10 protein-coding genes are annotated in these 14,607 nt (G+C 35.3%); 3 read left to right on the top strand and 7 right to left on the bottom strand.

Annotation, left to right across the window (positions count from 1 at the left end; genetic code table 11):
- Nucleotides 1-225 precede the first annotated feature (225 nt).
- The 4 genes from EKM01_RS03660 to EKM01_RS03645 all read right to left on the bottom strand — a co-directional run bounded on the left by EKM01_RS03660 (nucleotide 226) and on the right by EKM01_RS03645 (nucleotide 6,768).
- On the bottom strand, nucleotides 226-1,281 hold the full coding sequence (locus EKM01_RS03660) for a virulence RhuM family protein (RefSeq protein WP_126766855.1): 1,056 nt from the start codon (nucleotides 1,279-1,281) through the stop codon (nucleotides 226-228).
- Complete coding sequence (locus EKM01_RS03655) at nucleotides 1,274-2,899, bottom strand: class I SAM-dependent DNA methyltransferase (protein WP_126568623.1); 1,626 nt, start codon at nucleotides 2,897-2,899, stop codon at nucleotides 1,274-1,276. Before EKM01_RS03655 ends, EKM01_RS03660 begins: the two co-directional genes overlap by 8 nt.
- Nucleotides 2,900-3,065: 166 nt before the next feature.
- Nucleotides 3,066-3,524, bottom strand: coding sequence for an IS200/IS605 family transposase (gene tnpA / locus EKM01_RS03650; RefSeq protein ID WP_126555909.1), 459 nt, complete (start codon nucleotides 3,522-3,524; stop codon nucleotides 3,066-3,068).
- A gap of 166 nt (nucleotides 3,525-3,690) precedes the next feature.
- Complete coding sequence (locus EKM01_RS03645) at nucleotides 3,691-6,768, bottom strand: type I restriction endonuclease subunit R (protein WP_126766853.1); 3,078 nt, start codon at nucleotides 6,766-6,768, stop codon at nucleotides 3,691-3,693.
- 697 nt (nucleotides 6,769-7,465) lie between these two features.
- Between EKM01_RS03645 and EKM01_RS03640 the strand changes: the two genes are divergently transcribed.
- Entirely contained in the window at nucleotides 7,466-8,332 is an 867-nt protein-coding gene (locus EKM01_RS03640; protein ID WP_126555915.1) for an NAD(P)-dependent oxidoreductase, read from the top strand.
- A gap of 110 nt (nucleotides 8,333-8,442) precedes the next feature.
- On the opposite strand, the gene EKM01_RS03635 is transcribed toward EKM01_RS03640, so the two are convergent.
- Both EKM01_RS03635 and EKM01_RS03630 read right to left on the bottom strand, forming a co-directional pair.
- A complete protein-coding gene (locus tag EKM01_RS03635; protein ID WP_126555918.1) occupies nucleotides 8,443-8,670 on the bottom strand; it encodes a CDGSH iron-sulfur domain-containing protein in 228 nt (75 codons plus the stop codon).
- A gap of 305 nt (nucleotides 8,671-8,975) precedes the next feature.
- The gene (locus EKM01_RS03630; protein WP_126563313.1) at nucleotides 8,976-10,388 is read right to left on the bottom strand and encodes a carbon starvation protein A; all 1,413 of its coding nucleotides are present in this window, start codon (nucleotides 10,386-10,388) and stop codon (nucleotides 8,976-8,978) included.
- Nucleotides 10,389-11,074: 686 nt separating this feature from the next.
- Between EKM01_RS03630 and EKM01_RS03625 the strand changes: the two genes are divergently transcribed.
- Nucleotides 11,075-12,151 (top strand): glycosyltransferase family 9 protein, encoded by a 1,077-nt coding sequence (locus EKM01_RS03625; RefSeq protein WP_126766851.1) that lies wholly within the window; start codon nucleotides 11,075-11,077, stop codon nucleotides 12,149-12,151.
- Nucleotides 12,152-12,286: 135 nt separating this feature from the next.
- Complete coding sequence (locus EKM01_RS03620) at nucleotides 12,287-12,754, top strand: VOC family protein (protein ID WP_126766849.1); 468 nt, start codon at nucleotides 12,287-12,289, stop codon at nucleotides 12,752-12,754.
- Nucleotides 12,755-12,832: 78 nt separating this feature from the next.
- Here EKM01_RS03620 and EKM01_RS03615 read toward each other — a convergent pair whose 3' ends face one another.
- Nucleotides 12,833-14,293 (bottom strand): peptidoglycan endopeptidase, encoded by a 1,461-nt coding sequence (locus tag EKM01_RS03615; RefSeq protein ID WP_126766847.1) that lies wholly within the window; start codon nucleotides 14,291-14,293, stop codon nucleotides 12,833-12,835.
- Between the last annotated feature and the right edge of the window lie 314 nt (nucleotides 14,294-14,607).

The following is a 14,607-nucleotide window of genomic DNA, read 5'->3' as shown; positions in this document are numbered from 1 at the left end:
ATATTTTTAATTATTTTGTTTGACCCGGAAAGGGTCGAACGTCTATAAAAAAACATACTCCAAATTGGTTCGACCCCAAAGGGGTCGGATTCTCTACAAACACTTTTGCTATAAACATTGGACTCCTTCGGAGTCGTATAAACCAATAAATTACTCATACCTCAACCCTTTAAATTATTCTGGATCCCTCTCCTTATTGATGCTGTTGTGCGATTATATCTTTTGTTATTCACTATCTGCATTGCCCAATTGTTTTTTAATTTCTTTGTCAAAATCGCTTTCAAAAAGTCGGTCTTGAATGATTCTGTATTTTTCAAATTCGCTTTCGGCAAAAGTCTTGGCTATTTCAGCGGTTACTTTTCCTGCATCGGTAAGGATTTCGTGTTCATTAAATTGCAAAAAAGCGTCCAAACGCTTTGCCCAATCCTTCATGTACATTATTTTTTGTTTGTTGGCTTGCATTTCGGCATAATCCAGATACATGGTTACTATGCGGTTCAAACCGTCTAACTCTTTGCTATCCAAATAATTTTTGGCAATGCTTACATCTGTTTTTCTAATATAGCCGTCGGGTGCATTTTTCCAAGAAGTCAATCCCATATTTTGTTTGTTGGCATCAGCCCTGCCAGCAATAATTTCAGCTGCTGTTTTTTGAGTGATCGCCCAATGGAGTTTGTTTTGCACAACAGCAAAAAACTGTTTGGTTTCAGGACTGCTTATATCATAATCGGCACTACATTTGGCGTAGATATCTGTTATTTTTTGATAAAATCGTCTTTCACTCGACCGAATGTCTCTAATTCTAGCCAGTTGTTCTTCAAAGAAATCCTTACCAAATAATGTGTTTGGGTTTTTCAACCGTTCATCATTCATCGCAAATCCTTTGATAATGTATTCTTTGAGTACTTGTGTCGCCCAAATACGAAATTGGGTTGCTTGTGTCGAATTGACTCTGTATCCTACCGAAATTACCGCATCCAGATTGTAATATTTTACTTTTTTTTCTTGAGTTTTCCCTTCTATTGCGCCATGTGAAGTGGTATGTTCCAAAATGGAACTAACCCTATTTTCTTGTAGTTCTCCCGATTCAAAAACATTTTTAAGATGTTTAGTTACAGCAGGTCGTTGCACTCCAAACAACAGCGCCATTTTATCTTGTGTCAACCAAATGTTTTCATCCTTTAGAAAAATCTCCACTTTAACGCCTCCATTGGGCGTGTTGTAAATTAAAAACTCGGCAAAATAATTTTCTGGAACTGTTTTGATTATTTTTTTACTCATACTTCAACCCCTTTAAATTATTCTGAATTTCCATTTCCAAGATTATGCTTTCGCTGAAAAGTGTACTCAAATTGGTTTCAAAAGTTTTCATTTTGGCTTCAAATGCCGCTGGTGAAATATCGGTATATTCAATTTTTACTTCAAAATATTGTCCGGCACTCAACGAGTAGTTTTTGGCTTTGATGTCGTCATAGGAAACCACCACCGAGAAATCGTCCTTGGCTTCGTGCTGGTTAAAAGTGTCAATGATATAATCTTCTTCTTGTGGGGATAAAAGCGTTTTTTGGTTTTTGCCTTCTTTTACGGTAGTGCCCAGTTTAGAAGCATCCATTAGAACAATATCGCCTTTAGTGTTTGTTTTGTCTAGGAACAAAATAGAAACGTTGGTTCCTGTCGTGGCAAAAATATTACTCGGCATACTTACTACGCCACGCAGCATTTTTCGTTCCACCATTTGCTCGCGTATTTTGCGCTCAATACCACTTTGTGCCGTGATAAATCCAGTTGGTACTACAATCGCTGCTTTGCCTTTTGCGGTAAGCGAATACATAATGTGTTGTACAAACAACGGATAAATAGCCATACTGTCTTTCTTGGCTTTAGGAATATTGGGCATTCCTGCAAAAAAGCGTTCGTGGTTTTCTTTACTATCCAAATCCGCCACATAATCCGAGAAATCCAGCTTAAACGGGGGATTCGATACGATGTAATCAAACTGCTGCAGCCGTCCGTTTTTGTCTTTGTGGTACGGTTCGAGGATGGTGTTTCCTTTTACAATATTCGGGATGGAATGCACCAAATCGTTCAGAATTAAATTCAGTCGCAATAGGTTTGAGGACTTTTGCGAAATATCCTGAGAATACACCGTGCATTTGTCTTCACCAATCTGGTGAGCCAAGTTCATCAGCAACGTTCCGGATCCCGCCGAAGGGTCATAACAGGTTACATTGCTTACACTCTCACTAACCAAACAACGCGCCATGATTTTGGCTACGGCATGTGGTGTAAAATATTCAGCATATTTTCCGCCACTGTTGGTGTTGTAATCGCTGATTAAATATTCGAAAATCGTAGCGTAAAAATCAAACTTTTCATGAAAGATATTCTCAAAACTAAAGTTTATTAACTTGTTGATTATGGCTTTGCAAAAATCATCTCGCTTGTCCGTTACATATTTACTGATGTTTTCGAACAAGATAATTTTCTCGCCACCTTCAGTCAATACCGAGAATAATTCGCTGTTTTCTTTGGCGATATCCAGTAAGGTATTGTCAAAAATATCCGAGAAGTTGGCTTCATTTTGTCTTTCGAACAAACTGGAAATAAAATGCTTGGGTTGCAAGCGGGCGGTACTTTCGCTCATTTGCATCATCAGCATTTCGTAATCGTTGTCATTGTATGCTCTTAGAACCGCTTCCCAATTGTCGGCTTTGGCTATGTTGTCATCGAGTTGTTTTACTTCATGAACAAATTTGTCGTTCAAGAATTTATATAAAAATACTTGGGTGATAATCTTGAATTCGTTTCCGTCATTTCCCAAACCGTAATTGGCACAAACGCTTTTTAAATCGTCTATGAGGTTTTTGGTTTGCTTTTCAAACTGTATGGTGGTAGTCATTGTTATAATTATTTGAATCCTTAGGACTCGTTACTGTTTCATATTTTTACCCCGAAGGGGTTTTATGTTTGTAAAAAATAATCCGGCTGTTTGGTTCGACCCCGAAGGGGTCGTATGCATAACGCCTCATATTTTCTAAAAACATTTGACTCCGTTGGAGTCGATTCTATTCTATCCATTCAAATAGGTATTCATTTTTAAATTCAACTTGAAATTTCTCTAAAAAATCTATATATTCTTCTTTGAAACTACTTTTCCTGTGATGCTCTTTTTGATTGTTGATATATCCTATAACATTATCCAAAGAAGAATGACTATACGAAAAAGCCCCAAATCCTTCTTGCCATTCAAATTTATATCTACAAAATTCTTTTTCTTTTATAAAACTATTTGACGACTTTTTTATTTCTCTAACCAAATCGGACAAACAGCAAGTTGGCTTCATACCAATAAAAATATGAATATGATCAGGCATTCCGTTTATAGCCAACATTTTTTGACCTTTGTTCTGAACGATTCCTGTAATGTATTTATATAATTCTTCTTCCCAAGTACTAGTAATTAATGCTTGTCTGTTTTTTACAGCAAACACAATTTGAATGTATATTTGAGAATAGGTACTCATAACTTTAAATTATTTATATTAGTTTATCCAGATACAAAATTGGGTTCCTTACAGCGATTTTACACGATAACCAACTGATAGTAAGAATATCTAAATTATAATGATTAGTAGGTTTTGTAGAAAAATCGAAAATTCCGATTTCAATAAACTCGCATTATAATTTCACTCATGATGCTGTTCTTCCATAAAACTCATTCATATATTCTTTTACTATCATTCCATTAATACGTTTGGTTGCAGTAGCATCCAGCGGGATGTTTTGTTTGTTTTTGAATTGGTCAATCACCAATCGCATCATCATTCGTTCTACAAAACTCTCGTTTTCCAGCATTTTCGAGTTTTGAATAATTTGTGCATCGACTGCTGCCTTCAATCCTTGCAAGGCTTCAAACAATTTACTTTCGCTATCCGTCAAAGGATCTTTTTCCATTAAGCGTTTGTGCAAGCGAGCGTATTTTTCGTCATTATCATACTTGGCCCTTAGCAATTGATTTTTTCGTTCTAATTCTTTGGCTTTGGTATAAATTTTTTCCAGCGCTGCAATGTTGCTTTCCATTTCTTCTTTGGTCACTTCATTCAAATTTTTCTTTTTGAATAAGCGTTCCAGTTCTTCTTTCAACGAAATAAATTCAGGTGCTTTTTGGTCGAAATTACCGCCTAACATTTCTCTGGTTTTTTGAAGAATGTTTTTGAGTTGGTCAGCCAATACCATTTCTTCCTCCTTGACTTTAACAAAAGCAAAAATAACATCTTCTAAGGCAATGTTCAAAAGGTTTGAGGTATCAATATTGCTTTCTAAGGCTTCTTTTGCATTAATCAGTGCCAATCGATTATTAGCATCACGAGATAAAACGGTCAGCTTATGAAAATCAAGTTGTTCCAACAGTTCGTAATTCCCAGACAGTCGAATTAAATTATACAAACTCTTCGCATTATTCAGTACTCGTGTGATTCTTAGAATTTCACTTCGGTCATTGATTTGCGTAATTTGTTGCGAGAAAATCTCAGCGTTCATCGTATCAAAATGAAACAAGACGTCTTTAATTTCCTTTATTTCGACATTAATTTCCTCTTGTGATTTAAAGATGTTGGAATAATGTTCCATTTCATCCCCTAATTCTGATTGCAATTCGTTGAAATAATCTTGGTTGGTCTTGTCAAATTCTTTTTGAATATCGGCAAAATCAACTACATAACCGTATCTGAACTCTTTGTAGGTTCTATTGACACGTGTTAAAGTTTGCAATAAATTGTGCGCTTTAATCACACGGCCAATGTATAATTTCTTTAATCGTGGTGCATCAAAACCCGTTAAAAGCATGTTGTATACAAACAAAAAGTCAATGGTTCCATCTTTAAATTCTTCTACTTTATTTTTGCGATCTTCTTTAGTGCCAATGTCATGAAGGATTACCGCAGCAGTGGTTACTTTGCTTTCTACTTTCTTTTTAGATCCATAACTTTCTGATGGTTCCGCAGCTTGCAACAACCCACTATTATTAGTATTATTTATAGCATATTTCGATTCGAATATTTCAAACAGCATTTTAGCTTGCTCGGAGGAATCACAAACCACCAAACCACCGATCGTATTATCGTTCATGGCAATTCTGGCTTTTTCGAAATCCTGAACAATATAGTCTAGCATCGGTTCCACAAACTTAGGATGCGCATATACAATTTTCTTGTCACCGTTACCTTTTAGGATTTCAATTTCTTCCAAGGCTTGTTTCAGTGTTAGCTTATAATTGGTTTCTATTTCTTCCCGAATTAAACGCAGCGTATATCCATCCGCTATGGAGGAATTGTAATAGTATTTATGAATGTATTCTCCAAATAAGGCTTTCGAATTGTAATCTGTACCTAATAACGGCGTTCCAGTTAAACCAATTTTAATCGCATTGGAATCCGATTCGTTAAGGTTGGCCAAGAAACTTCCTCTTGGGTTGTAGCTTCTGTGTACTTCATCTAAGAAATAAACGCGCTGTATGTTGAGTTGGTAATCCGTATTTCGAACTACATCAGGATCATCCTGAAATTTCTGGATATTAACAACCGTAATTTCCGCTTTACCAGAATTGTTATGAATTACACTGGTTGATTTAATATCTCTTGCAAATTCTTCTCTTGAGTTCACATTATGAACGACTAAGCCTCTGCTTTTAAATTCCTTTCCTGCCTGAATTAATAGATCCAGGCGATCTACGATAAAATAGAATTTTGGGATAATCTTTTTACTTTGGAAATAATCCGTTAGATATTTAACGTTGTAATATGCCAAAGCTGTTTTTCCGCTTCCTTGCGTATGCCAAATAATGCCTTTTTTCACTCCTTCTTCCAGTTTGGCTTCTATCGCTTTAGTGGCAAAAAGTTGAGGATATCGCATAATGTGTTTTTGCAAACCTTTTGATCCTTTGACATAGGCAATGGAATATTGCAGCATAAATTTCAAACGTTCTTTTTGAAACAACGATGTACAAATTCTGTTGGTGGGTGAATCTGGATTTTTATTCGTTATAAATTCAGGTGAGTTTTTAATACCAACGAGATTGTTATCCTTTAAAACTATGGTCTCATTCTCATCATCAAATGGTAAAAGAAGCGAAGCCATATCAAGTATTTTATCCTCTCTAAAATAATTAAATGATGGTTTCTCGTACGATGCTGTGGCATAAAAAGCCCCTTCAATTGGCATAGGCGAATTATCGTCATACTCCATATTATTGGAAAAAACCATCAATTGCGTACTATTGACAAACTTTCTGAATTTCTTATTTTGAAAACGTCTTTCAATACGTTTATGTTCCGCCAAAATACCATCTTGGTTATTCGGTTTTTTTACTTCGATAAAAACCAGTGGCATTCCATTAATTAACAGCGTAATATCCGGTCTAAACTCTTCGTCGTCTTTTTTGCAAGTGAGTTCCGTTACAACATTAAAAGTATTGTTCTCGAAATTCTCAAAGTCAATTAATCGAAATCCAGACCTTTGCGTAATTCTTTCGTAAAACGCTTTTCCTAAATCTTCATTATCGAGCAACAGGGAAACTTCATCTAACAATCGTTTTGCATCAGAATGCTCAATTCCAGGATTAATTTTAGAAATACTGTCTATAAAAACAGTAGTAAAAATGTTGGTGTTTTCATCCCATACTGCATTTTTCAACGAAATGTACGTATATCCCAAACGGGTTAAATGGAGTACCGTGGGTATTTTTACTCTGGAATCTTCGTTGAATGTCATTAAGGGATTGATTTTAAATTAAAATCTGATAATTCGAATGCTAAAGTATCGAATATTTAATTAAAATGAATGAGGGAAACCGTAAAGAGAACAATTTTTTAACTAAATCCAATCGCGTTTGATGCGCTCTGCTTGCATTTGTGTAAATAAACGATTTTTTCATAAAACTTAACAATGCCTAAATTTGGAACTGTTGTATACTCCGAATTTTGTATTGACTCGAACAAAATAGAATTCATTAACTCTATTTTTGGAATTGAAAGTGTTTTATTAAATGGAAAAAAATCTAAAAAATTTTCTTTTTCTGGAATTAAGATGAAATAAAACTATACGCCAAAGATTTGATATTAGAATTCTACTACAAAAAATTCAGCAAACGAGAAATCAAACTTTAAGTGAAGGAAAATGGCGTATTGCTCATGGAACAATTGGTGAAAACAAATAAAAAACAAAAACTTTTTTGGACGCTAACCAGAGCAACATCCAGAATTGCACGCTATAAACTACTGATTTTTATATTGGAGTACCTGAATTTATAAAACCCGTTCACTTGAATGTTTATAATTATTACCGTTCCAACTGTTATTTTATGTTTCTTTCCAAAAATAAACGGTACTTTAGGGTCACTTTTCTAAGCATATACACCCAACAATAAAGTCACATCTATAAAGAAAGATATCATTTAGCACTAATAAACATGAATAAAATACAATTAGGATGGATAGGCCTTGGCAACATGGGAAATCCAATGGTTATGAACCTACTCAAAGCCGGTTTTGAAGTATCCGTTTTCAATCGTACCAAAGAGAAAGAAGCACCGTTACTGGCCTCAGGAGCAAAATCAGCAAGCAGTTTGCACGAACTACTGCAAACATGCGACGTAGTTTTGACAATGCTGTCCAACGACGCGGCGGTAAAAGAAGTTTTTGAAGGACCAACAGGTTTATTATCTAAAGCACATCCTGGCAAAACCATCATCAATATGAGTACAGTTGCTCCGGAGACCTCGCGTTATTTAAACACCATTTGCAACCAACATCAGGTACATTTTATAGATGCTCCCGTTTCTGGTAGTGTGAAACCAGCACAAGACGGAACGTTAGTCATTCTTGTGGGGGCTTCGGCTGAAGATTTCGAAATAGCCAAACCCATATTTGAGGTTTTGGGTAAAATTGCGATTCACGTAGGGGAACCTGGCGTAGCAAGTTCTGCTAAATTAGCCATCAATTACCTATTAGGATTAAATCTTCAAGGAGTGGCCGAAACGGTTTTATTTGCCGAGAAAAACGGCGTAAGCAAAGAAGACATGCTCAACATCATCAATCAAGGTGCTTGCGGCAACGGAATTACGAATATTAAAACACCTTCCATTCTGAACGATTCCTATCCTGCTGCATTTGCGTTGAAACATCTGGTCAAAGATTTAAGACTTGCCAAAGAAGCCGGACTCGATTCTCCGTTGATTCATCCTTTATATGACAGTTATGCCGCCGCAGAGCAAGAAGGATTAGGTGATTTAGATGTGATGGCAATTATCAGTAGTTTAAAAAGTAAATCATTTTAAAACAGTAGTAAACTCAGCGAATAAATCATTGTGTATAATTCGTTTAAATAAAATCAAAAAAAGCTACACCCATAAGATGTAGCTTTTATTATTTAATTGTAAAAATGATATTACTTAATCTTCACCGGAGGCAAGTCGAATGCAGCTGATTCATGTTCAAAACCATTGCGGTGAGAACCATCACAAAAAGGCTTGTTTACCGATAGTCCGCAACGGCAAAGACCCAACGCCGTTCTTCCCTCTAATCCGTATGTTTTTCCTTCGCAGTCTGTTATTTCAAAATCGCCTTCTATTTTTATAGAACCATTGCGATTGATTGTTAATTTTGTCTTGCTCATAATGCAGTTTGATTTTTTTTGAGGCCAAAGATTGCAAAATATATGCTAACGGAGTACAAATTATCTCTCTTTTCTCAACCAAAAGACTAATTTACATTAGTTCTATATTATAAAAATCTAAGGTCCAATACGTGCCAAGTGAAAGGTATGAAAATCGTTTTACTGCTACACAAACAGCATTTGCTTAGCATAACCCGCTCTCTGTCCATACCAATTCAATATTGAATTATACCTATCCTGTTATAATTAGCATCATGCCGGGATTTACACTGCTTTCATACATCATACAACAGACTTTAAGGCAACTATAGTGTTGATTTCCTTTTTGTTAACACACTAAAAAACAATACCGTCAAAGCAATTGAGAATAAAATTCCTACTGTGTTAGAAATACTGATATCTAATCCAAAACCTATAGTAGGATCATAACAAAGGTAAGAACCAATGACAGAGCTGATGAAAAAAGCAGGCACTAGAGCTACCATATAGTTAGTTTTTCTTTGGTACAAATACACCGCACCAATCCATAGAGCAATCCCTGCAGTTACTTGATTGGCCCAAGAAAAATACCTCCACAACAATTCAAAATCCATTTTGGTTAAAATAAAGGAGATTACAAAAAGTGGAGTAGCAACCATAAAACGGTTTTTCAACAGCTTTTGATCAATTTTGAAATAATCAGCAATAATCATTCTTGCGGCTCTAAACGATGTATCACCGGAAGTAATTGGTAAAACAATCACCCCTAAAACTGCGATTGTCCCAGCAATAGTCCCTAAGAACGTTACCGAAATTTTATTTACAACAGCAGCTGGACCACCGTTTTCAAGCAACAAACTAAGATCGTTTCCATGAAACAAACTCATTGCAGCTGCTGCCCAAATCATTGCAATAACCGCCTCAACAATCATCATTCCGTAGAAAATTTTCCTACCGTCTTTTTCGTTGTTTATCGTCCTAGAAATTATAGGGGACTGCGTGGCATGAAATCCGGATAAAGCACCACAGGATATAGTCAAAAATATTACCGGATAGTAGGGAATTCCTTTTGGATGCAGATTTTCTAAGGTTAGTTCAGGGATTGGATTCCCAAACATAAACATCCCGATACAAATACCCAAGGCACTTATCAATAGCAAAAAACCTAAAACCGGATATATCTTACCGATCACTTTATCAATAGGCAAAACGGTCGCAATAATATAGTACAGGAAGATTAAGAACACAATAATTAGATAAATGTCTGCATCATTTCCCACTAATTCATTAATCATTTTGGCAGGTGCCGAAACAAATACCGTACCGACTAAAACCAGTAAAAGAAGGGCAAAAAAGTTAACAACGTGACTAAAATACTTACCCAAAAACCGAGACGCTAATTCCGGTAAATGTGCACCACCGTACCGCATAGAAATCATTCCTGTCAAGTAATCATGCACACCCCCTGCAAAAATGGATCCTAAAACGATCCAGATAAAAGCTGATGGTCCATATAGAGCTCCTAAAATAGGACCAAAAATAGGCCCCACTCCCGCAATATTTAATATTTGTATGAATGAGTTTTTGTTACTACTCATGGGAACAAAATCGACCCCATCAGTAAGTGCATTTGCCGGCGTCGTTTTGTTCTCGTCGATCTTGAAATTTCTCTCTACAAATTTACCGTAGATGATGTAACCAAAAATCAATAAAAAAATTGCAATAATAAAGGTAATCATAGTTTAAATAGTTTAGATCTTTTAAATATATGACATCAAACTTGGTATCCAAGGTAACGCACCAATAATTTAGATTTTTTTAACTAAAACAAACCTCTTTATATACTTATTCAGCTTTTTTTACGAAAAATGCAATTATAACGGCTCTTATTACGCTTTTTTAAGAATAGCTCAATTATTTTTATTCAAAAGAGAAATAAGGCCTTTCTATATCCTACATATATCCCTACCATTTCACAAAATTAAAATCCACTTGCCCCTCTTTGTACGAATTGATGTGCTGTGCCAATTTATAAAATACCGAGGTGATACTTATTGTTCTATTTTTACAACAATCTTCATTACAACAGAACCCCGACAAAAATCGTGTGTAATATAGTTTAGCTGGCAGACTTTGGCCAATCTGTATTTCTGCTGGAACCCATATATAAAAATACTTTTGAATTCAAAACTCATTTGAGTACCGCTTCACACATACACTTGGCTCATAGCTCATAAATTCACTGAACCAATCTATTATAATAAAGACTAGAAACAGCATTGTTTCGATCTAAATTGTACATTTGTTGCGTACCGAGTACCTTTTGAGGTGTTCCGATTGTTTACATTCCGGAACCGTACTATGCACCACTTGATTCCTTTGATAAATAATAGTAAAGTTCAATTCTAAATTCTATTTTAAACGCATGAGTATCTTAAAAAAAATAAATGTATTCCGAAGAATTGCAACACAAGGCCTAACTAAAAATATTGGTAATTCACAAAAGAATCAAAAAATTGATTGGACTCAAAAAGTAGAGATCAAAAGAGTTTTAATTTCCAGACCCAACCACAGATTGGGAAATCTGTTGCTCATTACCCCACTTGTTCAAGATGTAATAGCTACTTTTCCGGACTGCAAGATTGATTTGTTTGTAAAAGGTGGTTTAGCACCAATTGTATTTGAAAAATATACCAATATCGATACCGTAATTGAACTTCCCAAAAAACCATTCAAAAATCTTGTTGAATATTTTAAGGTTTGGATACGAATTAAAAAACAAAAATATGACATTGTCATCAATGTGGATAAAAACTCCTCTTCTGGACGATTATCCGCTCAATTTGCAGATGCCAAATATAAATTTTTTGGAGCTCTTGACAAAGACATATCGTTAAATTATATTGATTACGAGCATATTGCAAAATATCCGATATATGAATTCAGAAACTTTTTGACCACTCTGGGATTCGCGGAAAACAAAAATTCAGTACCACCGCTAGATCTTAAATTGAGTCTTGCTGAACATGCTGAAGGTCAAAAAATAGTCCAAGAACTAGTCAAAAATGACAAAGAGACGATTTGCATCTTTACCTATGCAACAGATGACAAATGCTATTCAGAAATCTGGTGGGAAGAATGCTATGAAAGGTTAAAAACAGAATACCAAGAGTATAACATCATTGAGGTTTTACCCGTTGAGAATATTTCCCAAATAGGTTTTAAAGCAACTACATTTTACAGTAAAGACATTCGAGAAATTGCCTCCGTAATTGCAAATACTAAACTTTTTATTGGAGCTGATAGTGGGATCATGCATTTAGCCAGTTCAGCCCTAACACCAACAATTGGACTTTTTTCACGAGAAAATCAAAACATATATGCGCCTTATGGTACTAACAGTAGTGCAGTAAATACGAATACCAGCAGCACGCAGGAATTAATCAACGTGATAAATAGTATCTTGCTTAAACCTAATTATTCCGCAGAATCAAAATTATAAAATAATTACTTCAAGAGGCATCAATTGAATGTAAAACGGCCTGATTCCCTATTTTGAAGCCATCGCAGGCAGTAAACTTAGTCTACTTTGTGGACAGTCACCTAAAACTAAAACCGCTTAATTCTATTTAACACTATGAAAACCACATTTTTAGCCACACTATTATTCGCTATTACCTGTACATCAAGTATTTATGCGCAAAACACTAATTCCTTTTCCCTGAAATTAGATCATATTGCCCTTTCCGTAAAAGACCTAGACCGATCGGTTGATTTCTACAAGAATATTTTACATCTTTCAGAAATCACAAACCTTACAAAAAAAGAAGGCATTCGTTGGGTTTCTTTAGGTGACGGAAAAGAATTACATCTCGTATCTACGATTAAAGAACCTGTAAAAATCAATAAAGCAGTCCACTTAGCCTTTAAATCAGCCAACTTTGACGCATTGATTTCGGCATTAAAAACCCTAAACATTACCTATTCAGATTGGCCGGGCACACTTGATAAAATTACTGTTCGAGCTGATGGTATCAAACAAATCTACATTCAGGATCCTGATGGATATTGGATTGAAATAAATAGTGAAGCACCTCCTAAATAATTAAGCCGTGAAAATAGCAAAGCCTTTTCAGGTAGTTGAAAAGGCTTTGCTATTTTATAATTTATTTTAAAAAGCGCTTTACTGCAACACTCGATTTATTTGCGTAAAGTTTTTTTCATAATATTTTTCTTTTGTAGAGGAAATGATAACACCACTGCTCACTGAGGCATGAATGAATTTTATCTCTCCTTCACAAACTTCTACAACCATCCCTACATGATTAATTTGGCGCCTTCCATTTGTCTTAAAGAAAATCAAATCCCCTTTTTTAGCTTCTTCCGTATTAATCTTTGTTCCAAAACTGGATTGAGCTATTGATGTTCTTGGCAACTTAATATCAAATGCCTCAAAAGTAGTACACATCAAGCCAGAACAGTCAAACCCAGATTTTGTGGTTCCGCCCATGCGGTATCTGGTTCCTATATTTTCGGAGGCATGCTCAATCAATTGATCCAGAAAATCATGATTAAAAACAGGCTTGGTAAACGGGTGTAATTCCGGTTTAGTTTGCGCAATAATACCATTACCTTCAGCATTATTATTCTCTAATAGTACACGAGGAGACTGAATCATTAACTTGTACCCTATGGGAAGTTTTCTTTTCACATCTGGATTTTGTTTTTCTAATTCCTTAACCGTAATCCCATACTGTTTTGCAATAGAATATTTAGTTTCTTTAGGCATCACTTCCCGCACAATAATTTGTAAATCATCCTTTTCTTCGCCCTCCGTTGATAGTACGGGTACATCATTTTTTGACTGCAAAACTACGGTTGTTGTGATTTCCGGCCCAACAGGATCAACAGATAAACTGGCTTTAGGTACTGCTGTTTGTACCTTAATCTCTTCCTGCAATACTACAGCTATTTGAGTAACGGGTAACTGAGTCCAGGGAATATTGATTTTTTGTCCTACCCGAAGTGGTTTAACTCCTATTGCAGGATTGGCTTTGTCTAATTCTCCAATGGTGATTCCGTACTGTTTTGCAATGGAATATTTGGTTTCTTTTGATAAAACTTCCCGTATCAAAATTTCAGAAATTTGTTTATTAGTTGCTTCAGTGTCTAGGACTATTTCTGGTGTAAAAGTTGCTTTTTTAGATGGAGAAACAACCACTTTTGAGGTTGTAACTGCGGTTCCCGGAATGGTGATTTTTTGTCCTATTTGGAGTCCTTTAGCTTCTAGTTCAGGATTGGATTGGTTTAATTCTGCCAGAGATATTCCGTATTCCTTTGCAATTCCGTATGGAGTTTGTTTAGCGAGTACTTCGTGCTCTTTAGTAGCATATTTTAAGGGAGTATTCGTTTTTGTAGTGGTTTTTTTCAGACCTATAATTGGAATTAACAATACTGAATTAAGCTTTAAAAGATTTTTGGCTTTAGGATTTAGTTTGTAAATGGCGCTTTGTTTCACTTCATAGCGCTCAGCAATACTCGATATTGTTTCCCCTTTTACGATGGTATGTTTTATAATTTTTTCCTGTGAAAAAAGAACTATACTATTAAATAAAAAAAACGCTACAATTACTCTTACACTCATACTCTTCTCTTTCAAATTACTTATCCTATGTATTCCTCAGAAGCGATTTCGGGATATAATTATTAAATTTCGCTTTGGTTTATTTACTTGTATTTTTTCTATTTATAAAAAAAGGGTGGAAAAACACCTTTTTTATAAAAAAAACCTGATTCTGTGTTTGTAAAATTTTGAATGATCTTATTCTAATTCATCGCAAGAACTCAAAAAGGAATCTTACAATACTATGGTACTACTGATCTAAAAAACAAGCCACTTAATGGAGTGCGAATCAGTATTACTAGCCGAAAAAAATCGATGAATTTTATTTCACAAAA

This window comes from Flavobacterium sp. RSP46, from assembly GCF_003984825.1.
GTDB lineage: Bacteria > Bacteroidota > Bacteroidia > Flavobacteriales > Flavobacteriaceae > Flavobacterium.
Note: the sequence above shows the minus strand (reverse complement) of the source record. Positions and strands in the feature narration are given on the sequence as shown.